Annotated in this window: 17 protein-coding genes and 1 pseudogene; 13 read left to right on the plus strand and 5 right to left on the minus strand. The window is 58.6% G+C overall.

Features of this window, described 5'->3' with window-relative positions:
- Positions 1 to 23: 23 nt before the first annotated feature.
- Positions 24 to 998: a LysR family transcriptional regulator gene (locus U3654_RS09895; RefSeq protein ID WP_324755169.1), complete on the plus strand. Its 975-nt coding sequence runs from the start codon at positions 24 to 26 to the stop codon at positions 996 to 998.
- Positions 999 to 1,012: 14 nt separating this feature from the next.
- Here U3654_RS09895 and U3654_RS09900 read toward each other — a convergent pair whose 3' ends face one another.
- A complete protein-coding gene (locus U3654_RS09900; protein WP_324755170.1) occupies positions 1,013 to 2,527 on the minus strand; it encodes a trimethylamine methyltransferase family protein in 1,515 nt (504 codons plus the stop codon).
- A gap of 179 nt (positions 2,528 to 2,706) precedes the next feature.
- Here U3654_RS09900 and U3654_RS09905 point away from each other — a divergent pair, with 179 nt between their 5' ends.
- The 10 genes from U3654_RS09905 to U3654_RS09950 all read left to right on the plus strand — a co-directional run bounded on the left by U3654_RS09905 (position 2,707) and on the right by U3654_RS09950 (position 15,211).
- Entirely contained in the window at positions 2,707 to 5,142 is a 2,436-nt protein-coding gene (locus tag U3654_RS09905) for an FAD-dependent oxidoreductase (protein ID WP_324755171.1), read from the plus strand.
- A gap of 6 nt (positions 5,143 to 5,148) precedes the next feature.
- Complete coding sequence (locus U3654_RS09910; protein ID WP_324755172.1) at positions 5,149 to 6,234, plus strand: GlxA family transcriptional regulator; 1,086 nt, start codon at positions 5,149 to 5,151, stop codon at positions 6,232 to 6,234.
- A complete protein-coding gene (locus tag U3654_RS09915; protein ID WP_324755173.1) occupies positions 6,143 to 7,156 on the plus strand; it encodes a D-cysteine desulfhydrase in 1,014 nt (337 codons plus the stop codon). Before U3654_RS09910 ends, U3654_RS09915 begins: the two co-directional genes overlap by 92 nt.
- A 14-nt stretch (positions 7,157 to 7,170) precedes the next feature.
- Positions 7,171 to 8,364: a DegT/DnrJ/EryC1/StrS family aminotransferase gene (locus U3654_RS09920; RefSeq protein WP_324755174.1), complete on the plus strand. Its 1,194-nt coding sequence runs from the start codon at positions 7,171 to 7,173 to the stop codon at positions 8,362 to 8,364.
- Positions 8,361 to 9,062, plus strand: coding sequence for an aspartate/glutamate racemase family protein (locus U3654_RS09925; RefSeq protein WP_324755175.1), 702 nt, complete (start codon positions 8,361 to 8,363; stop codon positions 9,060 to 9,062). Before U3654_RS09920 ends, U3654_RS09925 begins: the two co-directional genes overlap by 4 nt.
- Positions 9,063 to 9,066: 4 nt before the next feature.
- Entirely contained in the window at positions 9,067 to 10,344 is a 1,278-nt protein-coding gene (gene hisD, locus U3654_RS09930) for a histidinol dehydrogenase (protein ID WP_324755176.1), read from the plus strand.
- A 141-nt stretch (positions 10,345 to 10,485) separates the two neighbouring features.
- Entirely contained in the window at positions 10,486 to 11,424 is a 939-nt protein-coding gene (locus U3654_RS09935) for a YeiH family protein (RefSeq protein WP_324755177.1), read from the plus strand.
- 1,073 nt (positions 11,425 to 12,497) lie between these two features.
- Complete coding sequence (locus U3654_RS09940) at positions 12,498 to 13,106, plus strand: hypothetical protein (protein ID WP_324755178.1); 609 nt, start codon at positions 12,498 to 12,500, stop codon at positions 13,104 to 13,106.
- Between the two features lie 107 nt (positions 13,107 to 13,213).
- Positions 13,214 to 13,555 carry a Nif11-like leader peptide family natural product precursor gene (locus U3654_RS09945; protein WP_324755179.1) on the plus strand — a complete coding sequence of 114 codons (342 nt, stop codon included), beginning with the start codon at positions 13,214 to 13,216 and terminating at the stop codon, positions 13,553 to 13,555.
- Between the two features lie 45 nt (positions 13,556 to 13,600).
- Positions 13,601 to 15,211, plus strand: coding sequence for a DUF4135 domain-containing protein (locus U3654_RS09950; RefSeq protein WP_324755180.1), 1,611 nt, complete (start codon positions 13,601 to 13,603; stop codon positions 15,209 to 15,211).
- Positions 15,212 to 15,728: 517 nt separating this feature from the next.
- Here U3654_RS09950 and U3654_RS09955 read toward each other — a convergent pair.
- Positions 15,729 to 17,151 (minus strand): annotated as a pseudogene (locus tag U3654_RS09955) (transposase).
- A 448-nt stretch (positions 17,152 to 17,599) separates the two neighbouring features.
- On the opposite strand from U3654_RS09955, the gene U3654_RS09960 reads away from it, so the two are divergent.
- Both U3654_RS09960 and U3654_RS09965 read left to right on the plus strand, forming a co-directional pair.
- The gene (locus U3654_RS09960) at positions 17,600 to 18,637 is read left to right on the plus strand and encodes a TniQ family protein (RefSeq protein ID WP_324755181.1); all 1,038 of its coding nucleotides are present in this window, start codon (positions 17,600 to 17,602) and stop codon (positions 18,635 to 18,637) included.
- Between the two features lie 204 nt (positions 18,638 to 18,841).
- Positions 18,842 to 19,465 (plus strand): hypothetical protein, encoded by a 624-nt coding sequence (locus U3654_RS09965; protein ID WP_324755182.1) that lies wholly within the window; start codon positions 18,842 to 18,844, stop codon positions 19,463 to 19,465.
- Between the two features lie 408 nt (positions 19,466 to 19,873).
- On the opposite strand, the gene U3654_RS09970 is transcribed toward U3654_RS09965, so the two are convergent.
- From U3654_RS09970 to U3654_RS09980, 3 genes are read right to left on the minus strand one after another with little or no spacing between them, the layout of a single operon-like run.
- Positions 19,874 to 20,815, minus strand: a complete 942-nt coding sequence (locus U3654_RS09970; protein ID WP_324755183.1) for a TniB family NTP-binding protein — start codon at positions 20,813 to 20,815, stop codon at positions 19,874 to 19,876.
- Positions 20,812 to 23,133 carry a hypothetical protein gene (locus tag U3654_RS09975; RefSeq protein WP_324755184.1) on the minus strand — a complete coding sequence of 774 codons (2,322 nt, stop codon included), beginning with the start codon at positions 23,131 to 23,133 and terminating at the stop codon, positions 20,812 to 20,814. Before U3654_RS09975 ends, U3654_RS09970 begins: the two co-directional genes overlap by 4 nt.
- Positions 23,130 to 23,876, minus strand: coding sequence for a hypothetical protein (locus U3654_RS09980; RefSeq protein WP_324755185.1), 747 nt, complete (start codon positions 23,874 to 23,876; stop codon positions 23,130 to 23,132). The genes U3654_RS09975 and U3654_RS09980 overlap by 4 nt, the downstream gene beginning before the upstream one ends.
- Between the last annotated feature and the right edge of the window lie 489 nt (positions 23,877 to 24,365).

A 24,365-nucleotide genomic window follows, 5' to 3' on the forward strand; every position in this document is an offset into this window, starting at 1 on the left:
AAATCGGTTCAGGGGATCGTCCGATGGCGCGTCGTTCTAAATCCAAGGATCTCAACCTCAAATGGCTGGAGCTGTTTCAGATCTGCGCGCAGAAGGGATCGCTTCAGGCGGCGGCAGAAGAATCCGGGCTGACGATCAGCACCGTCTCGTATCATCTTCGCAGTCTGGAGGACAATCTGGGCGTCGAACTTTTCAACCATGCAAGACGGCCCATGGTGCTTACGCCCAAGGGTATCGCGTTTCTGCGCAACATAGATCAGGCGCTACATTCCATCCGAAAGGCCAAGGCAGAGGCCTCGGCCGGGACCATCTCGGAGGCCAGCTTCCTGAGGATCGGCACGATCGAGGATTTCGACAGTGATATCACTCCCGAACTGGCTGTATTTCTGTCAGCGAAAATGCCGGTCTGCGATTTCATGTATCATACCGATTCCAGCCATTCGGTCATCAGGATGTTGCGCGACCGCCAGCTGGATCTGGGCGTCACGACCACGCCAAACGAAAGCGTTCGTGACCTTCAGGACCGTCCCTTGCTACGCGATCCGTTTGTCGTGGTCCTCCCCCTTGTTGACGAACGATCCCTGACGGAGATCGTTGAGGGGCGCACGAAACTGCCGTTCCTGCGCTTTTCCAGCAATCTGATGATCGCGCAGCAGATTGAATCGCAACTGCGCCGCATTGGAGTCTCGGCACCTCAGAGATTCGAATGCAGCAGCAACCAGACACTCTTGGCGATGGTGGCCGCCGGCGCCGGGTGGACGATTACCACTCCACTACATTTCTCGCGGGCAAAGCGATTTCATTCAAAGCTTCGGATGCACCGCTTTCCCGGAAAAACCTTTTCCCGCACGTTAGCGATCGTCAGCACACCGGATTGCTCGCGCTCGCTGATTGACCTTGCCGACAGCAAGCTGCGCAGCCTGATCCACGAGCACGCCATCGCGCCGCTTCATCAAAGCAACCCATGGCTGGCGGACAGCTTCATGCTGGTCTCCTGACAGCCCGCAGTGGATCAGAGTATCTTGAACTGCGCTCGGATCTCGCGGTCCTGCTGCGGCGTGAGATATGCGGGCCGGTGATCGCGTAGAATCTCCTGTGCCCGGTTCCGCGCCCTGCTCCACGCATCCTGAGCGCCGTTCTCGGCCCATGTGCGCGGCTCGTCGCGATCCGCAAGCGATGGGTAGAAATAGTCGCGCTCCATCGCAGCATATGTGTGCTGGTTGCCCAGAAAGTGTCCTGCGCCAAGGACCGCCTCGCAGATTGCGTCAAAGCCGAGGTTCTCGTCGGTCACTTCGATGCCCCGTAGCACACGATAGGTGTTCGAGTGCATCTCATCATCCAGCACGAAGGCCTCGAAGCTGGCGCCCAGCAAGGATGCGGTCATGCCCGAGCTTTCATAGATCAGGTTGGCCCCGGCGAGGGCTGCCGCCATCGAGGTGATGCCTTTTTCCATCCCGTATTGCGCGTCTATCGCCTTGGCGTCGGTCATCGAGCAGGCCACGCCCGAGGGTAGGCCCAGCCAGTTCGACAGTTGCGCCGATGCGGCGTTCAGGACGGCGGTCTCGCCGCTGCCTCCTGAAAACGAGCCGGTGCGCAGGTCCACCACCAGTGGCCAGTTGGAGAACACCATGGGAAAGCCGGGCTGTATCGCATGCACCATCACGAGGCTGGCCAGCGTCTCGGCCAGCGATTGCGCCAGAAAGCCGGCGAGCGTCGCGGGTGCCGTGGCCCCGGCCTGTGCGGCAGTGATACAGGACAAGGGGATATTGTGTTTGATGCACTCATACACCACCTCAACCGCATCCTCGCCGTAGCGCATGGGCGAGATAACGGGGCTGATATGTGCCTTCATGAAAGGACGCTTTGAAAACTTGCCCGCGCCCCCGGCACCGATATCGAGCATCCTCACGATCGGCTCCACATGCTCGGCCAAGGTGAATGCGGTCGCCGTCGGTTTGGTCGTGTTCTTAAGCAGCGCGTAGACGGTATTCACGTCCAGATCGAAGTTATCCGGAACGTCAGTGGCAATGCAGCAGCGCGTGAACCAGCTAACGTTGGACAGCGTGTCCTGAAGCCGGGTGAAGTCGTGAAGATCGACCAGCGTTGCGGGCCGGTAAAGACCGCTTGTCATGTCGAGGGTTTGCACCGCCGCCCCGCCGGTGCCGAAATAGACCCGGTTGCCGCCGACCTCGATCGACCGGTCCGGGTCGCGTCCATGCAGCACGAAGGTCTTGGCCGCCTGATCGATGGCGGTCTCGACCAGCGTAGGAGGAAAGAGGACGCGTCCCGCGCCGTTATCCGTCGCTCCTGCCGCCAGCAGATCCTCGCGCAGACGCGGCGGCACCTCGCCCATGCCCAGCTTCTCCAGCAGATCGAGCGCGGTGTCGTGGATGCGGCGCAGCTCGAATTCGGTCAGAGGTTTGTAGCTGCCGCCAATCTGGCCCGGCGGGCAAGGATCCAGTACGGGTCGGGCGGCGCGCAGGGCCATACGCTCCTGACGTCCTGTCCGTCTTCCGTGCGCCGTCATTGTGAGCCCCGCTATTATTCCGCCCGAGTCAGTAAGTTTTGGCGATCCTCTGCAAATCTTTCCAAGTTACTTTCACAATATCACAAGAATACTTTGATGTTTTGACAAAGAAGAAGCCGGACATTGCGGCGCCGCAGTCTTGCCTCCCTTACTTTACCAAGTTGCATCGGAGGCGCCTCATGAAGTCGCGAACCAAAGTAGTTGTCATCGGCGGCGGCATCGCCGGTTGCTCGACGCTCTATCATCTTACCCAAGAGGGCTGGAGCGACGTTGTTCTGATCGAGCGCGACGAGCTGACCTCCGGCACGACTTGGCATTCCGCCGCCCAGGTGACGAACTTTGGCGCGACCCAGACGATGGTGGGTCTCAAGAGCCACTCCATCGCGCTTTACAAGAAGCTGCGCGACGATCCGGAGTATCCGGTAGGCTATCATCACGGCGATGGCGGCATCCGGCTGGCCAATACCGAAGCACAGATGCAGGGCTATCGTCATTTCGCGTCGATGGCGCGCGGCATGGGCGTGACCTACGAGGTCATCGACGCCGAGGAATGCGCGCGCCGCCATCCCCTGATCTCGACCGATAACCTGCTCGGCGGCCTCTGGGACGGCGAGGACGGCGATATCGACCCCGCGCAGCTTTGCCAGGCGCTGGCCTTCCATGCACGCAAGGCGGGGGCGGAAGTGTATCGCCAGACCAACGTCACCGGGTTGATGCAAAAAGCAGACGATACTTGGACCGTGCAAACCGACAAAGGCACAATCGACGCCGATATTGTCGTGAACGCCTGCGGCTACCGCGTGAACGAGGTGGGCGCGATGATGGGCGTGCATCATCCCGTAGCCTCGATGGAGCACCAGTATTTCGTGACCGAAGACATTCCGGCCATCGCAGAGGCGGGCCACCGGATGCCGCTGCTGCGCTGCCCGATCTCGGACTACTATTCGCGGCAGGAAAAGAACGGCCTGCTGGTGGGTTTTTACGAGCAGGATTGCCGGACCTGGGGAATGGACGGGATCAGCCCGAACTTCTCCAACGATCTGTGCCCCGACGATCTGGACCGCGTGATGGACGTGCTGGAAGGCGCGTTCGAGCGGATGCCCGTGCTGGCCGAGGCCGGCATTAAGCGCGTGGTCAACGGACCGATCACCTACACGATCGACGGCGCGCCGCTGGTCGGCCCGATCCCCGGTAAGCGCAACGCCTATTGCATCATCGGCCTGCGCGCGGGCCTTGGCGAAGGCGGCGGGCATGGCTGGCTTCTGGCGCAGCAGATCGTGCATGGTGAGGCTTGCTATGACACCTGGGTCATCGACCCGCGCCGTTTTACCGGCCACACGAATGTCGAACTGACCGCGCTTAAATCGATCGAAGATTACCAGAACGAATTCCGCTTCCATTTCCCGCACGAACATCGCCCGGCAGGCCGTCCGGCCAAGACCACGCCGCTGACGCCGATCCTTGCCGCCGAAGGCGCGGAGTTCACCGTGGTGAACGGATGGGAGCGCATCGATTACATCAAGCCCACCCCTGATTTCCACCCCACGCTCAGCTTCAATTTCGACGAGGCCTTCGATGTGGTCGCCGCCGAAATCAGGAACGTGCAGCAGAATGTCGGCCTGTGCGAAGTCAACGGCTTCAACCGGTTCGAGATCACCGGCGCGGACCGGCACAGCTTCCTCGACCGCATGTTCTGCGGCGCGGTGACCAAGCGCGCGGGCCGCGTCGGGCTGGGCTACCTGCTGAACCATCACGGCATGGTCAAGGGCGAGGCGACGATTGCCAACCTGCCCGCCAGCGACCGGGGGCCTGAGCGCGTCTGGTACGGCTCGGCGGCAGCCAGTGAATTCCATGACATGGACTGGCTGCAGGCGCATTTGGCGGCCGGCGAAGACGTCACGATCCGCAGCCTTACCAATGACCAGACGATCCTCGTGCTGGCAGGCCCCAAGGCGCGTGACGTCCTGTCGGCATGCTCGCGCGGCGACTGGTCGCGCGAGGCCTTCCCCTGGCTCAGCGTACGCGAATGTTTCATCGGATTTGCCCCGGCCACTGTCCTCGGCGTCAGTTTCTCTGGCGAACTGGCCTATGAAATCCACGTGCCCAACGCGTCGCTTTATGCTGCCTATCTGGCGCTGCGCAAGGCGGGCGAGGCGCATGGGCTGAAGCTGTTCGGCGCGCGCGCGGTCGACTCGATGCGGTTGGAGAAGGGGTTCCTGCACTGGAAAGCCGACCTTCTGACCGAATTCGATCCGTTCGAGACGTCGCTCGACCGCTTCGTGAAGCCGGAGAAGGGTGATTTCATCGGCAAGGACCCGCTGCTGAAGCGCAAGGCCGAGGGCCCGCGCAAGAAGCTCGTGACGCTGAAGGTGGACGCGACCCATGCCCCCGCGCATGGCGGCGCCTCAGTGATGCTGGATGGCAAGGTCGTCGGCACCGTGACCTCCGGCGATTGGGGTCACCGGGTGGGCATGAACCTGGCCTATGCGTTTGTCGAGCCGGATCTGGCCGCCGAGGGCAGCACCATGCAGATCGACCTCTACGGCGATCTCGTCGGTGCTGAGGTCATCGCGCCCTCGCCCTACGATCCCGACTACGCCCTGATGCGAGGATAGCGCATCATGGCACATATTCAGGTCACCATTCTGGTCGAACAAGGCTTTGCGCCGACCGAGCTAGCGCTGGTGCAGGATGTGCTTCGCATCGCCGGGCGACTCGGTCAGGGCATCTGTTTCGACACCCGCCTCTGCACCACCGCCGGGACCGATTTGGTCGAGGGGATGGGCGGCATCTTCGTGCGTGCCGCACCGTTTGCGCTGGATGTAGCGATCCGGCCCGATCATCTGGTAGTTCTCGGCGGTGCTGGCATCGCCGCCCGGTTCGAGCAGCTGCGCGCCCGGCTGCGCTGGAGCGAACGCATGGGCCAGAGCATCATCCTGATGTCCGACGCGGCCTCGGAATGGCAGCTGCGCAACCCCGAGACTGTGCAGATAACCAGCCATTGGGAGGATCATCAGGTCTGGTCCACGGCCCTTTGCGATCAGAGCTGCGGCCTGCCGATCTTCACTACAAGCGGGCGCATTACCACGGCCGCGGGCATGGTGTCCGCGGCCGATGTCATCCCTATTCGGATCGTCGCGCCGCGCTCGTCCTGGCTGGCTCTGGCGGTGGGCAATGTTCTGTTGATGGACCGAATCCGCGATGGCGCGGCCCAGCAGCCGCGTAGCGAAAACGACGTCAATGCCCTGCCCCTCGTCAAACTGGAGACGACAATCGCTGCAATGGAAGGTCATCTCGAAGATCCGCTGTCGACTGCTGATTTGGCCGACGTGGAGGGGCTGTCGGTCCGCCAGTTTGAACGCAAGTTCAAGACGTTCCTTGGCCAAAGTCCGATGGCCTTCTACCGCACCCTGCGCCTGCGCCGGGCCAGGACGCTGATCGAACAGACCGCCTTGTCCATCACGGAAATCTCGGTGGCCTGCGGGTTTGGCAGCCCGTCGAGTTTTTCCAGACATTACGCCAACGCGTTCGGCGTGTCGCCCTCACGGCGCCGCGCGGAACTGTCGGCCAAGGCCGTTCCGTTCGGTCCCACCTCGCAATCACAAGGATATCAAAATGCACCTGTCCCGCTTTCCGCGCACACGCCTCGCCCATCTGTCCACGCCGCTGGAGCCGATGAAACGCCTGTCAGAAGAATTGGGTGTTGAGCTCTGGATCAAGCGCGATGACTGCACCGGCCTGTCCACCGGCGGCAACAAGACCCGCAAACTGGAATTCCTGATGGCCGAGGCGCTGGAACAGGGCGCCGACATGGTGATGACCCAGGGCGCCACCCAGACCAACCACGGACGCCAGACCGCCGCCGCTGCGGCCAAGCTGGGGCTGGCCTGCCATATCCTTCTGGAGGATCGCACCAGCTATGACGACGCCAATTACAACACCAATGGCAACGTCCTGCTGGATCATCTGCATGGCGCAACAACGCAGAAATTTCCCGGCGGCCATGACATGCCCGCCGAGATGGAGCGCGCCGCAGAAAAGAAGCGCGCCGAGGGGCATAACGTCTATGTCATTCCCGGCGGCGGATCGAACCCGACCGGCGCGCTTGGCTATGTGAATTGCGCCTTCGAGTTGCTGGGCCAGTTCAATGACGCGGACCTTAAGGTTGACCGTATCGTCCATGCCACCGGATCGTCGGGCACGCAGGCAGGTCTTGTCACCGGAATGTGCGCGATGAACGCGCAGATCCCCGTGCTGGGCATCGGCACCCGCGCGCCGCAGCCTAAGCAGGAACAGATGGTTTACGATCTGGCCTGCAAGACGGCCGAGAAGCTGGGCTGCCCCGGCGTGGTCAAGCGCGAGTATGTCATGGCCAACACTGATTACGTCGGCCAAGGCTATGGCTTGCCCACCGACAGCGGCATCGAGGCGATCCGCATGTTCGCCGAGCTGGAAGGGATCCTTCTGGATCCCTGCTATTCGGCCAAGGGGGCGGCTGGTCTGATCGATCTGGCGCGCAAGGGCAAATTCAAGGACGAGCGGGTTGTGTTCCTGCACACCGGCGGTGCTGCGGCGCTTGGCGGATATGATTTCGCCTTCGACAGCAGTGACCGCTGGGTCACGCTCTGATCATGGAGATCGCCGTGCCCGCCAAGTTCACAGGGTCATTCACCCAGCAGGAGGCAATCCCCGCGGACGCCATCGCCGCTGCGGTGGCGGTCCTGCAATCGGGGCGCCTGCACCGCTACAATCTTGTGGGTGACGAGGCGGGCGAGGTCGCGCAGCTGGAGGCCGAGTATCGCGATTGGCAAGGCAGCCAGTATTGCCTTGCCGTCACTTCGGGCGGCCAGGCCCTGCAGATCGCGCTGCGCGCCTGTGGTCTGCGCCCCGGCGAGGCGGTGCTGACCAACGGCTTTACCCTGGCCCCAGTGCCCGGTGCCATCAGCGCCGTCGGTGGCACCGCAATTCTGGTCGAGATCGACGCAGGCCTGCGACTGGATCTGGAGGATCTCGAGGCCAAGATCGCAAGCTCACGCGCGCGCGTTCTGCTGCTGTCGCATATGCGCGGCCATCTTTGCGACATGGACCGGCTGATGCGCATTTGCGACGGCGCAGGCGTCACAGTGATCGAGGATTGCGCCCACACGATGGGCGCGCGCTGGAATGGAAAGCGCTCGGGCAATTTCGGCAAGGTGGCCTGCTTTTCGACGCAGACCTACAAGCACATGAATTCTGGCGAAGGCGGGTTTCTGGCCACCGATGACGTCGAGCTTGCCGCGCGGGCAACGATCCTGTCGGGCAGCTACATGATGTATGCGCGCCATGGCGCGGGTCCGGCGCCCGACGCCTTTGCCGAGGCGCGCTACCAGATGCCGAATTGTTCGGCCCGGATGGATGCGCTGCGCGCCGCGATCCTGCGACCGCAACTGGCGCAGCTGGATAGCAACGTGGAGCGCTGGAACGCGCGATATCGCGCCGTCGAGGCGGACCTCAAGGGGCATCCGCGCATCACCACCATTTCCCTGCCCGCAGAAGAGCTTCACGTCGGCTCGTCCATCCAGTTCAGGATGCCGGATTTCACCGCTGCCCAGTGCCGCGCCATGTCGGACGCCGCCAAGGCGCGCGGGGTCGAGTTGAAGTGGTTCGGCGCGGCCGAGCCTGTAGGCTTTACCTCGGCGCATCCCAGCTGGCGCTACGTGACGGCGCAAGATTTGCCCGAAACCGACCGCATCCTTGCCACGCTTTTCGACATGCGCCTGCCGCTCAGCTTTTCCGAGGCGGACTGCGCCCTGATCGCCGAGCTGATCTGCGACGCGGCAAGTGAGGTGGCGCCATGAGCCGCAATCTCGTCGGAGTACTGGGGGGCATGGGCCCCGAGGCGACCATCCTTCTGCAGCAGCGCCTTTTGGCCACGGTAACAGCGCGCGACGATGCGGACCACATTCCTCTGCTCATCGACATGAACCCGCAAGTGCCCTCGCGCATCGCCCATCTGATCGAAGGCACCGGCACGGACCCTGCCCCGACCCTCGCGCAGATGGCGCTGCGGCTGGAGGATGCCGGGGCCACGGCGCTGGCCATGCCCTGCAACACCGCCCATCATTATGCGCCGCAGATTGCGGCGGCGGTTGCTATCCCGCTGCTGAACATGGTGGATCTGTCGGTCGCCCACGCCGCGCAATTCGCGCCTGAGGGCGCCAGTATCGGCATGCTCGCCTCGCCCGCCGTGCAGCAGACCGGGGTCTTCGATCCGGCCCTCCGCCGTGCGGGGATGACGGCCCTTTGGCCCGAGGACACTGGCCGCATGCTGGACGCGATCCGTAGCATCAAGGCGCATGGCCCCACCCCCGAGGCCCGCCAGATCGTGCAGGATGCCGCGCATGAACTGACGGGAAAGGGCGCCGCGCTTCTTTTTGTCGCCTGCTCCGAATTCTCGCTGCTGGCCCCCGATTTGCACGCCGCCGTTCCGGTCATCGACACGGTCGATGTGCTGGCGCGCACGATACGTGACCACACCCAGATGAAATCGAGTTGACACCATGGCCATCACCTATCTGAAAGCAGCCGAACCCCGCCCTACGGGCGAAAATAATGATGTCCGCGATATTGTCGCCATCATGCTCGCCAATATCGAGCGCGAAGGCGAGACGGCGGTGCGCGACTATGCGCAAAAGCTGGACGGCTGGTCGGGCGACATCGTGCTCTCGGACAAGGCCCGCCGTGCCGCCTGCGCCCGGGTCCCCGAGGATCTCAAGAACGACATCCGCTTTGCGCAGACCAACATCCAACGCTTTGCCGAGGCGCAGAAGGCGACGATGGGCGAATGCGAGATCGAGGTGATGCCCGGCCTGATCGCCGGTCAGAAACAGATCCCGGTGTCCAGCGCAGGCTGCTACGTGCCCGGCGGCCGCTACAGCCACGTGGCCAGCACGCTGATGACGATCACCACGGCCAAGGTCGCGGGCGTGCCGCATATTACCGCGGTCTCACCCACGCGCCCCGATATCGGCATCCCCGATGCCATCGTCTTCGCCATGGATCTGTGCGGCGCGGACCTGATCCTAAACCTCGGCGGTGTTCAGGGAATCGCCGCCATGGCCAATGGGCTCTTTGGCGGTAGGCCTGCCGATATTCTCGTCGGTCCCGGCAACAGCTATGTCGCCGAGGCCAAGCGGATGCTGTTCGGCGAAGTCGGCATCGACATGTTTGCCGGGCCGACGGATTCGCTGGTCATCGCGGATTACACCGCCTCAGCTGAAACCGTCGTCTGGGATCTGATCAGCCAGGCCGAGCATGGCATGGACAGCCCCGTCTGGCTGGTGACCACCAACCGGGCACTGGCGACGGATGTGCTTGCCCGTGTCCCTTCTGTGATCGACAGCCTGCCAGAGCCGAACAGGGCGGCGGCCCGCACCGCTTGGGCCGAACGAGCCGAGGTGATCCTCTGCGACACTCGCGAAGAGGCGGCCGAGGTGTCGGACCGCTACGCGCCCGAACATCTGCAGGTGCAGGCCGAGGATCTGGATTGGTGGCTGAACCGTTTGTCAGCCTATGGCTCGCTCTTTCTGGGCGAGGAAACCACCGTCGCCTTCGGGGACAAGACCTCGGGCCCCAACCACGTGCTGCCGACCAGCGGCGCGGCGCGCTATACCGGCGGGCTGTCGGTGCATAAATTCACCAAGACCGTGACCTGGCAACGTTGCGACGCCGCCGCCTCGCACGAGTTGGCTTTGCGAACAGCGCGGATCAGCCGGGTCGAGGGGATGGAGGGGCATGCGCGGGCCGCCGAACTGCGGCTGCGGCCCCAGCCCGCCTGACCGGGCACCACGTCCCTCTGCCGATCCACCGCATGGCCCCTCGCACAGGGTGCTGAAACTTGCCGATCTCCACCCCAATCCGGGAGCCACGCCATCATCACCCTCATAAAATTCCGGATCGAGCCCTTTTTCGGGGGGCTTTTGCTGGCCACAGTCATCGCGGCCTCCGCCACCTTCATGTCCGAGCATTATGGCGCGCCCGTCATGCTGTTTGCCCTGCTGATCGGCATCGCATTTCACTTCTTGTCGGAACAGGAAAGCTGCGCGGCGGGGATCGATTTTGCGGCGAAAACGCTGCTGCGCTTCGGGGTCGGGCTCTTGGGATTGCGCCTCGGACTGGCCGAGGTGACCAGCCTCGGGTTCGCCCCCGTCGCTGCGATCATCGGATTCGTCCTGGCAACACTCGCCTGCGGGGCGCTGATGTCATACCTTTTCGGTCGGCGCCTGGCCTTTGGCATGCTCGCTGGCGGCTCTGTGGCGATTTGCGGCGCGTCGGCCGCATTAGCCATCGCCTCGGTTCTGCCGCCACACAAGGACCGGGAACAAGACACCCTCTTTGTCGTGATCGGCGTCACAGCCCTGTCGACCATTGCGATGATCACATACCCGATCCTGTTTCAATCGCTCGGCCTCAGCGATATTCAGAGCGGTTTTCTCGTAGGGGCAACCATACACGATGTCGCCCAGGTCGTCGGCGCGGGATACTCGATCAGCGACGAGGCCGGCGTGATCGCTACCTATGTCAAAATACTGCGCGTTGCGCTGCTGCCGGTCGTAATGCTGGTTGTCATGTTCAGTTTTCGTGGCGCGCAGCAGCAACGCGTGAGCGTGCCATGGTTTCTGGTGATGTTTGCCATCTGTGCCGTCGTGGCGAATTTAGGACTCGTCCCTTCTGCACCAATTGCAGTACTGAACGAAGTGTCGCGCTGGTGCCTGGTCATCGCGATCTCAGCACTTGGGGTGAAAACCAGCCTTGGCCGGATCATCAAAGTAAAGGCGAGCTATAGCATCATCTTGATCGTCGAAACGCTTTTTTTGTTGATGATTGCGTTGTTTTATACTGTTTATATCGGCACTTAGGCAGCCCGCTCGGGCACTCTCAAATACCTCGAAACAGCCGTGCCGTCGCGCATAGCACTCTTTTCGGCGCTATCGGGGCAACTGGATGCTCAAGCCTGAGACGACGCCGCTTGAATGTCAGCTTTTTAGATTTCTGGCGTCATAATTCAATATGCAGCGAAGGTTCGCAATCCTGAAGTTCAGGGAGGCGGTCGTGCATAGAGCACAGGGATTATGGCGCATTCTCCACAGAAGACATTGACGAAAGAGGCAGCAGTCGGGTCGGTCAGGTGCCCGCGCTGCGGGATAGTGCTGCCGTTTCATGCCTTGATCCAACTAGCGCTGTCGAGAAAACGGCGCAATCAAGCGACATTCGCCAAAAACTCTGCAAACTCCGCGACCTGCCGCCCAACAGCGCGTCTGGATCGATGCACGAGGAAATACCCTTTGCCCGTTCTGTAGCGACCGTCGCCAAGCGCGATGAGTTGACCTCCGGCAATTCATCTCCGAAGTCTGATCGGTTCCTCGACCCGGTTCTTGAGGTTCTCACCCTCGCTGCAATCACTATGAAAGACCCTTTTCCCGCTGTGCGGTAACATCGAAAATCTCGCTCCTGCGGCATTTTCCATTCTACGAGCGCACGCAGCGAGAATTTTACGCTTCTCTTGTGGGCTCTAAGCTGACTTGCGGCGGTGCAGAGCAAGGCCTGGCTTCAAGGTCGCCTGAATGTCGGCTCCCTACTTCGCGGCAAGACTGGCTCGCAATTGCAGCGAATGGCCGGAAACCGCCCTTGGTGCCTAGCGTCACACACGGCCCTCTCCAGTCATTTATCGAGTCGGTCGCCACCGCGGCGCGGCACGCCGAAATTGCAGTTTGTGACTTACGCAGCATCCTCTTAAACCAAACGACTGCGGTGTGGGAGAAGTCCATGGTTTGCGTGCTGGCGACGGATCGCGCCTTTGTCGGATGTGTCGGCGACGGGAGTTGCCAGTTGTTGATCCTGTTTGATCCCAATGACATCGAATGACGCATTAAAGGTGAATTGTGCGGCAAAATATGCTATTATAGGATGAGTGAGGGAGCATATGGTGCCTGTGAGAACAGCCATTGTTGGCGCAAAGGTAGCTGCGTTCTGCCTGCTGGCGGGCGTGAGTTCCGCCGTTGAGTCGGACCGGCTTGGGACAACACGCAGCCAAGGCAAGTCGGCTCCCGACGCCGGAATTATTCTCGCACAAAATGCCAGCGATGCTGCCACGATATCTAATCCGAATGCCTTGGAAGGAGATCTCGTGCGTGCGATCCGGTCTACGCGGTTTCTGTTTGACGCCCAAGGCCAGCCGCTGCTGGTTGTGGACTGGGCCGTAAGTGCAACAAGACCCGGCCTTCATGTTGTCGGCAATACCGATATTGAGATCCGCAGCGGCAATGAACCGGCCCAGACCATTCATTTCACAGGGACTGCAAGTTTTTCCGGCGTGTGTGCCGGAGGGATCTGTTCTGGCTGCCCCATCGGGCTGATTTGTTCCGGCACATACTGCCTTTGTGACACTATTTTACATGCGCTTTCGCAGCCGATGAACATCGAACCGGGTGATCGTCTCACCGTCAGATTGGTCCCCGCACGGGGAGGTTTGACTGACTATGACGCCTCCGACAACAGCGTCGAAATCACCTACGACCCCAAGTCCACGGATGCGAAATAAGCGGCGCGGGGAACGCCCGTCGTTGGGCTGAAGGGCGATACGGCCACGATACTCTAAGGTCTTGAGCACAGATCTTGAACATTGAACTTAAAAGGGAGGCATTTCCAATGGCAGACAAATATGAAAAGGGCCCGCTGGTTTTCATCAAGGCGACACTCGAGGACAAGGCTTTGGCGGAAAAGGTCCACGAGGCCATCGAACGCGGCGGAATGGTGACGGCCAAGGCTGTCATGGAGATCGCCGAGCGCGAAGGCTATTCGTTTTCAAGAGAGGAATTTCAGGAAGCGGTTCTGAAGGAATATAGAAAGAAATTCGAGGCAGGCGACACAAGCTTCGAGGTATTTTTCGGACCGAATGCCGCGACCAACGCGCCCGAAAGCTCTTGTCAGAAAGGCTGCATCAGTTGGACCTACAACAACTATCACCCCGGTCATGACTTGACGTCCTGACCTTGCGATGATGGCCCTTCCGCTTGTGTTCAAGCTGTGATGGACGTGGCGTCGATCGAAAGGGATATCCAGGACGACTGGATCACCGGCGGTCGGAAGTTTCCGTTTCAGGATGCCTTTGCGGGATACCTCGCACAGGCGCGCAAGCGCGCGAACTGGCCGAAACGCGATAGCGTGTTTGGCCCTGTGGCCCGCAGGCAATTGGAAGAATACCTTGTCTCCCGGCTGACATTTATTGCCGCCCGTGTGCTTGGCCAGGAATTCTATGCCTTCCGGTTTCGCAGCGACATATCGACGGCCTTCGACGCCATTCAGGACGCGCGACCAGAGTCGTTTGTCATATATCGATCTTTTGTCGACCAACTGGCGTCGCTGCATCTGGACGACTTGCTGTCGAAATACCCGCATCTCCGGCGGCACTTGACTGACTGCGCTAGCCAATGGGTTGCTGAAGTCGGTGAAATCGAAACCCGACTGCGCCGGGACATCGAAAAATTGGCGCAAAAGACCAGCATCGTCGGACCTTGCGAGCAGGTGGTGCAAAAGCTGCTGCCGGGCCTCTCGGACCCCCACAACCATGGGCGCGCCGTCGCTCTTTTGTCGTTTCGCGGCGGTGGCCATGTGATCTACAAGCCGCGATCCGTGGCCGGAGAAGCCGTCTTTGATGAATTGGTGGCCCGCCTGAACACGAAAAGCCCGCCTGCGCGGCTGAGATCGGCGTGGGTTGTGCCGGGAGATGAATACGGCTGGATGAATTACATGCGTGCCTCGGAGGGTGCCGCGCGGTCCTATGCCTACGGCTGTGTGTTGGCGCTGCTGCATGTGCTCTGTGCCACGGATATTCACCACGAAAATGTCGTGACCGTTGACGGACAGGCCATTCCCATCGATCTGGAAACGATCCTCAATCACACGACCTACGCGCGACTGCCCGCGAGCAGGGTGCCTTCGGAAACCGGCGATGTCCTGCACACCGGCTTCTTGCCGCGTTGGCGGACAACCGCGAGCGGCGAGGTCTATGACGGCAGCACTTTCGGGTTGGACTTGAGCCAGTTGACTCAAGTGCAAATCTGGCACCGGCTGAATTGCGACCAGATGACCATCGGACAGGCGGAGCATGGCAAAGGACCCCGATTGTTATCTCGTTCGAAGGCAGCGCTTGAAGCTGATCGGGATGCCGTCTGCAGCGGGTTCGAGGATTACTATGATTTCATCCTGAACGAGAGGCAGGCGCTGACGAGTGATCCGCAATTGCTGGCAAAGATGGATCGTGTGTGTCCACGTGCGCTGTTGCGCGATACCGATACCTATGCGGCGGCCATACGTTACTTGCTCAGCCCCAGTTTCCTGATGGGCGATCAGTTGCAAAACGAGTTTTTCGAGCGACTGAAGCAGGCGTGGAGCGCTCAAGGTGACGGGATACTTGGTGAGGCCGTTGGCGACGAGATACGACACCTCAGGCGGCTTGATATTCCTTATCTGACGACGGCACATTTGCAAACGGAATGCGGAATCCACCGCTCCAACGTGTTTCGAAGGCAGCTGGATAGCTTGGGCAAACGCGACAGAAACCGGCAATTGCGGTCTATCCGTGACGCATTCAGTCAACGGTTCGGATTGCAGAATGACGGTTCTGTCGAAGGTTCCCGAGCTTGAATTCAGTGACGGCCAAACGCCGGGAAACCTCCCGAACCGGAAAGCCCAGCACGGCAGGACGTGGCTCCGGAAATCTGAACAGCCAGAATAAGTGGATTTTCCGCTCAACAGCAGCATGACTCTGATGGCAGAGCATGCCCTCCTTTCCCGAAGATGTAGTTCTTAAAGTTGCCATACCTTTGATACTTCAGAAGTGCCGTATTTGGCAGGTTTGGACAGAAAAAAGTCAAGACGCACTACTGCGCTCTGGTGCCGTAGTTTAACATCGAAGGAGGTTATTAGTCGGTGCATTGCCAGACGAAAATCTGGTTACGGATGCTCGTTCACCGTTGAGAACTGCTCAATTCACTATTCTACGGTAAGGCTTTGTGTTGTACTCCAAAGGTCAGCTTCCGAGGATTGTGAATGCTGTGTATGCGACCGCAGCGAAAGTCGACTATCCGCCGATTCTGTGGAAAAACAGCCGCTCGCACGCGCAGAATTTTGGCGAATTGACAGGGCGCGCGCGCCTTTTCTCTCAGGCTTTGCGCGATTGCTGCGGTGCAGGGAAAATCTTGGCCAGTTTCCGGAGGTTCTGGGCGGTGACGGCGAGGAGGAATTCGTCATTTGCACCGCATGGGCCGCGCAATCGGAGCCTTCCAAGACCCAGGATGCGTTTGAGGTGGGCAAACAGCATCTCGACCTTCTTCCGGAGCTTCATGGAGATCACGTATTGCCTGGTCTTGGCTATATCACGGGCAACCTGGCGGGCATCTTCGTGTTCCTCGCGGGTGATCGTTCTGGCATCGGCGTTCGGGCAACATTTTTGTTTCGACGGGCACGCCTGGCAGGTCAGTTTTAGGGCGCGATATTTGGCGCGTCCCTTGCCGGTTGGTCCTCGGTTCGGGTCGGAATAATTCCGGCGGAACTGCTTCAGTGCCTGACCCTCGGGGCAGATGTATTGATTATTCTCGGCGTCCCATTCGAAGTCCGCCCGGCTCCAAGTGCCGTCGTTGCGGCCAGACTTATCGAAGACCGGGATATGCGGCGCAATCTTGCGGTCGACCAGCCAGCCCAGCATCGGCCCTGTGCCGTAGGCGGTGTCTGCTATCAGCCGTTCGGGATGGAGATCGAACCTGGCCTTCACACGGTCCAGCATGGTCTTTGTTGATCCGACTTCGGCCTGCCGGATCGAACGCGTCGCTTCTACATCCACGATGACGCCGTGGTCAGTGTCGATCAGATAGTTGTCGGAATAGCTGAAGAATGCCGGGCCTTTGCGGGCCGCTGTCTATTACCGGCAGGTGATTGCCTGCAATCACCGAGAGGCATTGGCTGGCCGGATCGGAATGGGAAGTGAACTTGGGTTGAACCTCGCTTGCGGCACCGAACGCGGCCTCATCAAGCGTATCCAGATACTCGCGGACAGCGCGGGGCGCATCGGCGGGATCGATCAGTCTGGCGTCCCAATCCTCCTTCGGCGTCGAGTTCTGCTTGTTTGCATCGGTCTCGATCAAGCTTGCGTCGACAGCCATGCGCTGCCCGCTCACGAGCCCTTCCTCGATGCAGCGCGCGACGGTCGTTTCGAAAAGATGCCGCAGCAGTTCGCTGTCACGGAAGCGACCGTGCCGGTTCTTCGAGAAGGTCGAGTGATCCGGAACCCGATCAGCCAGGTCGAGCCGACAAAACCAGCGATATGCGAGGTTCAGATGCACCTCCTCGCAGAGCCGCCGCTCGGAGCGGATTCCAAAGCAATAGCCAACCAGCAACATCCGGATTAGCAACTCGGGGTCAACAGACGGGCGCCCGGTATGGCTGTAGAATTGTGCCAAGTGCTGCCGAATACTGGACAGGTCTACGAAGCGGTCAATGGAGCGCAACAGGTGATCCTGTGGGACGTGGTTCTCTATTGAGAACTCGTAAAACAGCGCCCCTTGCGCCTCTTGCTTCGGTCCTAGCATCGCAGATCCCCCCGCTTTACTACCGAAAGTGAATCAGCGAACAGGCCTCAAATCAACAAGAGTTTTTCAACAAAATAAGCCCTTACTGTCGGTGTTGGGCGGCTAGTGACGCCGGGCATGGTAGCTTTTAAGGTCACGAGGTAGACCCAGCGCACAGGGAGCGACGGGCTAAAGGTCGCTCTTTGACATCGACCTCTTCGAGCACGCTAGCCTTCTGCCCGGCTTGGCAAATCGATATCCGCCTCCATCTCTGCCCGGCGGTTTTTGGCAATTTCGCGGTCCTAAACCACCTTGCAGACCGGATCGAAAACTCTGAGATTCGATTGAGGAATCGGTTTCGTGAATCCTGAGCCGAGTGTGATCAAGTGCAGGACGTCAGAAGCCTTTGAATACCATAATATGCGAGTTCATATAATGATCCAGCTGATCAACCGTGCTGTAAATCCCTATGTATAGGCCGCTGCCGCTCCGCCCTACACTTGCCCCTCGCGAGACCATTCCGTCTTTCCTTTCCAGGTTGGCGGAAGTGAACGGTCTTGGCGCCAAGGATTTTGCGCGGGATATGGCGATATCCTTCAAACGGCTTCTGAACCTTGAAGACGAGCCCTTGGAGGCGCTTGCCGGTTGCGCCGGTCTTGATGCAGACGCTGTGGAGACACTGGTCTCTTGGACCGGGCGCCCAATCGGAGATGTGCGAATGGAGTTTCGCGCCGAGGTTTTCGTATCTCGCAGCCTCCGAAACCCGACCATGAGGGGATGTTCAGTGTGTTTGCGGGAGGATGTCGAAGCCTACGATGGCCCGCCGCTGGAAGCCATGATCATGCGCGGGGATTGGCAGTTTCGCGGTGTTGTCCTGTGCCTGCGCCATCATCATCCCCTGGTGCCATTGTGGACTGCCGCACGTCCAAGCGATCGGCACGACATCGGCGCGCATCTCAACGAGATTGCTCATGACCTCATAGCGGGTAAGCTTGACCGACAACTACAATCCCCGACCGCCTATGATTTCTGGCTGGACAGTCGCCTCGAGAACGGGCGCGATGCCACTTGGCTCGCGCAGCATGGTCTTTATTCAGCCGCTAGTTTTTGCAGGATCCTTGGACGGGAACTGCTCAGTCTCGAATCCCCCACCGAATTAAACGAAATCAGCCTGGAAATGCGGTCCCGCGCAAGAGGCTTCGAAGTTGCAAGCAAGGGCGAAGCGAGCATTCTCGCGGCGCTTAAAGAACTCATGCAATTTGCGATCAGTCGCAAGCTGAAGATCACCGGGGCGTTGGGCGACCTGTTCTACAGAAGGAAGTCCAGTATATCTTTTGATCTGGATTGTTTTGCGCCTTTTCACCGCATCCTGCGACAGTTCGCAATAGAAAACTGGCCAATCGAAACAGGGGAATTCGTCTACGGGAAACCGTTCCCAGAGCGCATCCTGCACTCAGTCAGGTCGGCGTCGACGGAAATAGGCATAGGACGGGACTTGTTAGGCTAACTGCTAGTCGAAGTGGGCGCAGTTGATCCGAAGGACGACCGACCCGAAGCATGGAAGACCTTCCTCGTAAAGAAATATGCGCTCTTCCTCTCGGAGATCCCGACTTGGCTTGGGTCCCTCGAGATCAGACAGGCAATGGGGGCGTCGCGCAGAGAGTTTAATGCGCTCGCGCAAGACTAGGTCCTGACACCCCGCACTCGAATCATGACGGTGAAGGAAATCTGGTGCCTTTCAGATGGCATGGAACTTGTGGCCAATCTCACGGCAGCGGCGTCACCTATCGCCAAGGAGGACGACAACTGGGAAAAGTTGCAGAACGCCAAGAACCGTTCCGGGATCCCGGTGGGCACGCTTATTGCAGCCATCTGGTCAGGAGATCTGCAGGTCGGCGCGACAGACGGCCAGACCGGCTACCAGAGCATCTGCGTCCTCAAGCAGGAGGTCGATCGACTGGCAAGGCTCACGGGCGCGCCAAGGCCAGAGGATTTTCGCACGGCGTCTAGTTTCGAGCGGGCCACAGGGCTCAGAGCCAAGGGCCGCTTCCTCGCGCTCGTGCGCAAGGGACACACACCGGCCACACGGATGCGCCATCCGACGACCGGAATCTGGCAATACTTCATGACCGAGGCCGACATCGCCGCGTTCCATCACCGTTTCATGACGCTCTCATCCATGGCAGATGAGTTCGGCGGCCACCGGCGTACCTATCTGACCGCCCTGCGATCCACCGAAGTGGCCCCCTTCGCGCCCGACGGCGAAGACTACGGGCACCTCTATCTGCGTAATGACATAGAGTCGGTTCTGCGCCGTCGTGGGCTCATCACCTGAGAGGCACCTAGCAATCCAGGAAACTTCTGCACCTCATAATGTTGCGAAAACAACCAGTTACGACCCGCAGCCGCCGCACCCAACGAGACTGGAAACACGTTTTTTCGTCCGTACTGCATGAAATGTCTCCACAGGGGGTGTGCAAGAAAACGTCGTTTCGTGCAAGCTTATGCCCCATTGGCAGCAGCGTATCTGCCAATGGGGCATAAGCTTGCACACCCTGCCGATTCTCGGTGAGAATCTGCCATAACACCACAACAATATCAGACACTTAATTTCTCCCCTATTTCATGCTCTGGCATAAGCATGCACACTGAAAGCATAAGCATGCACACCCGCGGCAAAAGAAAAGGCCCGCCAAATGGCGGGCCCAAATATGCGACCTAATGGTCTATCTACTCTTTACGCCTACTCTGTGAGATCGGGGAGCTTAGAGGCATCGAAGACCTCTCGGAAATCCGGCGCCGTAAACGGTGAGAACTTTTTCGGAATGCCCGTTCTCAAAGCGAATTCTTCGACGAAATCGTTCACGTCAATCTGTGTCCTCTTCTGCACTCGACACCTGACCAGCGCGGCGATCACGATTTCGATGACAAGGCCCCATCTATGGCCACAGGCATGATCAAGCCGCGCAAGAAAATCTGGTGTTGAAAGCTTCTCGATATCGACATGGGCTTTGTCCGCGAAGGCAAACATAAGGCTATTCAGAAGCTGCAGGTCGCGCTTGAAATTGATCTCTTCGAAATGAATGGGCTGCAGAAGGTTTGAAAGCTGCTCATAGGGCTTCACGAATTTCGTCAGCGTTGGCACGCCAGAGAGAAACAGCATCAGAGGCCAAGAAGGCTCCTTCATCATGGACTTGAAGCTGTCGAGAAAATATCGGTTTGCCTTGGCGCCTTCGACAAATACGTGCTGGCATTCATCGTAATGAACCCCAATTACTCCCTGCCGTCTCGCTTGGTCGACAACCCTTTCCCAAATATAGGCCTGCGTCCGACTGCTCCTGATTTCATATCCAAGTGCATTGAGGGTCTGAATGCCAAGATCTTTCCATGAGACACGGCCAGACAGCACGCAGCTGACAATCCGTCCAGGACGCCCGTCCGGCATTTCCGTGGCACTCTCATTGAAGTCATCGATCAGCTTCCTCGTCTCCTGTGACTTGCCAACACGTGAGAGGCCAGTGATGATCAACCCACGCGCCTCGAGACCACCGATGGATGACTTGGTGTAGTAATCCGTGACACAGTCCTCGAACGCGTCACGCAGGACCCTGGCGCGCGGAAAGTCAAAATGCGCGGCCTTCAAGGGTTCGGCTACCTCAAATTTTTCCCTGTTTACATAGCTCATAAGAGCGTTCCTTCTTTTTTCGGGCGCCCGAGGGGCCGCAGTTGCTTTTCATCAGAATGATCGTTTGCCTGGTTGCTCCTAGGGGCCAGATACCCTTCATCGTGGGGCTGATCGGCCAAGGGCTGGAGAGACTCGCTGCTGATCGGTTCGGGATCATCGTGATGCGCTTGGTGCTCAATAATCGCACCTCCGCCACCAATCTGAAAAACACCGGGACCGTCAGTGCAGGATGTGATCTGGCCTGGGCGCACTGTATCCGTGACCGTCAGGTCTCGCACTATGCGGGCCCCGGCGAATACGGCTCTTCCCTTGGCCTTGCATTCTTCGGCGGTGGAATAGCTGCGCGCAAGCTTTCGTTCGACACCGATAGCTTTCAACTGATCAAATCGCTGACGACGCGTTTTCATAATTCGATTATTATGAATTACCGTGACGTCAGGGTTTTCCTTCCGGTAAGCTGCCATAAGCTCTAGCACTTGCGGCAAGGTCAAATCAGCAAAAGCGGTGGTTTGCAGCGGGACACGAAGAACATCCTTGACCCCGGGAATCAGGACCGTCGCCTCATTTACATTGTCAGGATCGACGAAAACTGAAACCTTCTTTGGAGCGATCTCATCCGCATGCAACTGGAGCTCGTCAGAATTATACCAAATCCCGGAAAACACCTTAACGCCTTCATCGTTTGGCTTTCTTTCCTCTTTCCATCCTAGATGGATACGGCGCTGATCTTCGTCGATCGGCCGGAATAGCCCGCGGGTATTATTAAGATCTCTGAACACTTCGGCCGGACGCCGCCCGCCCATGCCAACGCCCATATGGCGCATCGATGGGTACTCGTCGATAAAGAAGCGCGTAAGGATCCCGGTGAGTTCATCAATATCGAGAACACCGTTTTTCTTCGCATCATAGCCTGGATTTTCGCCGGGCTTCCGTCCGGTATAGCCGTGGATTATCTTCAACAGCACCGACTCGGTCGTGCCAAATATGCGCTCCACATAAGGCTTATCGGATGATGCATAAGTCCTCACGTCCGTGCTATCAGCGCCGCATCCCAAAATCGCCTGTTTAACTTCGGCATTCCGTAGCCCGACCCCATTGTCATTCTTGATCATCCCAATGCCCATCGCCGGCGCTGGATCACCTTCACAGCCGTAGGTGACTTTTTCTTTCGTTTTGTCACGAGTGGCCATGCGCAGGAGAGCTAGCGTTGCTTCAGCCTTCGGATTGTCACTGATAACCCAAGCCAGCGGCATGCGGGACGCGATGTCGATCATAACTAGGATCGAAAGACGGCTCTGGATGTACTTGTCAATATGCTTAAGGGCATCCTGATCTTTAGCTGAAAGCGAGTGCCAATAGCCCTTTTCCTTTGCGGACGTGATCAGGGATGCTCTACATTCATCTATTTCAACGATCTCTGCTGGGATGAGTGCGCGAATGTCGCTGCTTCCGCGGCCGCGTTTATTTTGTGTATGGCGTTCGCCTTTCGTGGCGAGCAAATACTCCGTGGGGGAAAGCAGGTCATCCCGGTGCGCTTTTAGGGTTTTCTCTGCCGGAACGATCAATGGGCTCAGCTCATTTCGCCTCCGGTTTCGGTTTTCCTCATGGACCAGCACTTCAAGATGATCATGAACGTTGGCAACCGAACTGCCCTTCAAGTCAAATCCGACCTCTTCCCACGCTTGCGTCATCAGCATGCGTAGACGGGGGTTGAGCCTTTGGACCTCGTTGCCTTTGAGATGATCAAGTGTTGCAAGTCCCGCAATTGCATCGTCGTCAGGGCCAAGACTGTCGTATATTGTCAAGTATTTGATCAACGTACGACCTTTATACATGAACCAATCAGAGCTCTTGCCGCCACGCAACTGCGTCAGCAGTACTTTCCCACCGAGAAACTTCTCCGCAACTGCCCGGACGAACTTGCGATTTTCGATTTTATCCATGTCGCGAATAGAAAGGTACCCACCCCGCGGACCCATATCCCGCCGCCGTTTCTGCCGGAGTGCGACCATTCCGCAGCACAGCGCAAAATGAAATTTTCCATATTCTCGCTGGAATTCGGAAAGCTGCTCTGCCGTTTTCAACCCGCCAAGACGCAACTCAACGATGCTAGTTGCAATTCCATCGACATTTGTCAGACGCACTGCAGGCGACTTCAACAGCTCAGCAAACTTGGAGAAGGGCACAACACTAATGCTGCCTGTTTCCAAATTTGTAAATTCATACCCGGCTTCAGTCTGACGATTCATCGCCATCTTTTGAGTGAACAACGTCACTTCGGTACCCGAAGGCAAATTGTAGCGTGGAACCATGTTCATGCTGCAATGCTCACGCGGGAGAATTCGTTGATCACATGATCCATGTTGGCGATCAGCTTCTCCCGTGCAATCAAACGATAGCAGGATCGAAATACTCGCCATTGCGGCAAATCTATATGTGAGAACAGATCCTTCATCAGCCAGAGGGTTTTGAGGTTCAGCGCTGTATAGAGAACGATCTCGTCCGCCTCCTCGTCGCGCTCCTGAATCATCTGATACATCCGATACAGGTTTTCACGGCGCTGGCGACTATAGTCATTCGCGTTGACCACGATCATATCGTCTGCTGCACTAGGTGGTGTCGCTCTGACAATTGCCTCAATTTCCCGCCAAGTCTTGGGTTTGCTCAGACTTGCTTCGTTGCGCACAAAGATTAACCGACGATGAGTGTTGAGACGCGTGACCAGCAGATCATGTGTGTATTCTGGTTTCTTGCCATCGAATTCGAACTGAATGGTCAAGGGCTGGAACTTAACGTCATACGTATCTTTCGCGATCAGGGCCTCATAGGCGACCGCTGCCTCTGCCGCGCTCTCACATATTCCAACCTTCGGCCGCCAATCATTTGCCGATGTCTTATAAGTCAACCATACACGGTGAGCGACGGCGCTCCTGAAACCAGGGTTGCGCGCGCCATCGAAAGGCAAAACACCAGTAATCGCACCCAATTTTACTTTCGGGGCTTTAGGCAGCTTCGCAAGGCCATAGTTCCAAGCGTCATGGTCGATGTACTCTTCGGGCATAGGGTCTCCGCTGCCGGAATCCGAAGAATCCAGCTTCTTGAAGTCATACGATGGCGCGGAGATCCTGAGTTGCCTGGGCCTGTCTCGACCTCTATGGTGGCAACATACGAATGGGCGGATCTCGCCCCGACTCTGCGTGCACCTATTTCTAGGCGCACGCTTTTTCATTTTTGTCGGCCGTCCGTCTAGCGAACTACGTCCTCATATGAACAAGGCCGAGGCCGTCATTTCTCATAGCGATGCGAGATCGCACACCATACAATTCGAGTCAAATATTTAATCATTTTCAGATACTTATGCGAAAACGCAAGCGTCACCCCCCTTTTTCGCAAACTCGATCAGATGTGGCGTCCGCCCTCCTCTTTCCATGATGGTCTCTTACTCCCACCACAATATCAGAGAGCCCTACTGCAAGGATAGACCTGCACAGAACATACCTGTGGATAGCGTGTACTGTTAACTCAGATATGTATTCTCAATCCGCGATCG

The organism is Roseovarius sp. Pro17 (genome assembly GCF_035599575.1).
Classification (GTDB): Bacteria; Pseudomonadota; Alphaproteobacteria; order Rhodobacterales; family Rhodobacteraceae; genus Roseovarius.

Bases quoted from the DNA above. Each gene is read 5' to 3' on its own strand.
- hisD (WP_324755176.1), top strand. From the start codon at position 9,067: ATGGCCATCACCTATCTGAAAGCAGCCGAACCCCGCCCTACGGGCGAA.
- U3654_RS09970 (WP_324755183.1), bottom strand. From the start codon at position 20,815: ATGAGCTATGTAAACAGGGAAAAATTTGAGGTAGCCGAACCCTTGAAG.
- U3654_RS09905 (WP_324755171.1), top strand. From the start codon at position 2,707: ATGAAGTCGCGAACCAAAGTAGTTGTCATCGGCGGCGGCATCGCCGGT.
- U3654_RS09910 (WP_324755172.1), top strand. From the start codon at position 5,149: ATGGCACATATTCAGGTCACCATTCTGGTCGAACAAGGCTTTGCGCCG.
- U3654_RS09925 (WP_324755175.1), top strand. From the start codon at position 8,361: ATGAGCCGCAATCTCGTCGGAGTACTGGGGGGCATGGGCCCCGAGGCG.
- U3654_RS09945 (WP_324755179.1), top strand. From the start codon at position 13,214: ATGGCAGACAAATATGAAAAGGGCCCGCTGGTTTTCATCAAGGCGACA.
- U3654_RS09960 (WP_324755181.1), top strand. From the start codon at position 17,600: ATGTATAGGCCGCTGCCGCTCCGCCCTACACTTGCCCCTCGCGAGACC.
- U3654_RS09980 (WP_324755185.1), bottom strand. From the start codon at position 23,876: ATGCCCGAAGAGTACATCGACCATGACGCTTGGAACTATGGCCTTGCG.
- U3654_RS09900 (WP_324755170.1), bottom strand. From the start codon at position 2,527: ATGACGGCGCACGGAAGACGGACAGGACGTCAGGAGCGTATGGCCCTG.
- U3654_RS09975 (WP_324755184.1), bottom strand. From the start codon at position 23,133: ATGAACATGGTTCCACGCTACAATTTGCCTTCGGGTACCGAAGTGACG.
- U3654_RS09915 (WP_324755173.1), top strand. From the start codon at position 6,143: ATGCACCTGTCCCGCTTTCCGCGCACACGCCTCGCCCATCTGTCCACG.
- U3654_RS09965 (WP_324755182.1), top strand. From the start codon at position 18,842: ATGACGGTGAAGGAAATCTGGTGCCTTTCAGATGGCATGGAACTTGTG.
- U3654_RS09895 (WP_324755169.1), top strand. From the start codon at position 24: ATGGCGCGTCGTTCTAAATCCAAGGATCTCAACCTCAAATGGCTGGAG.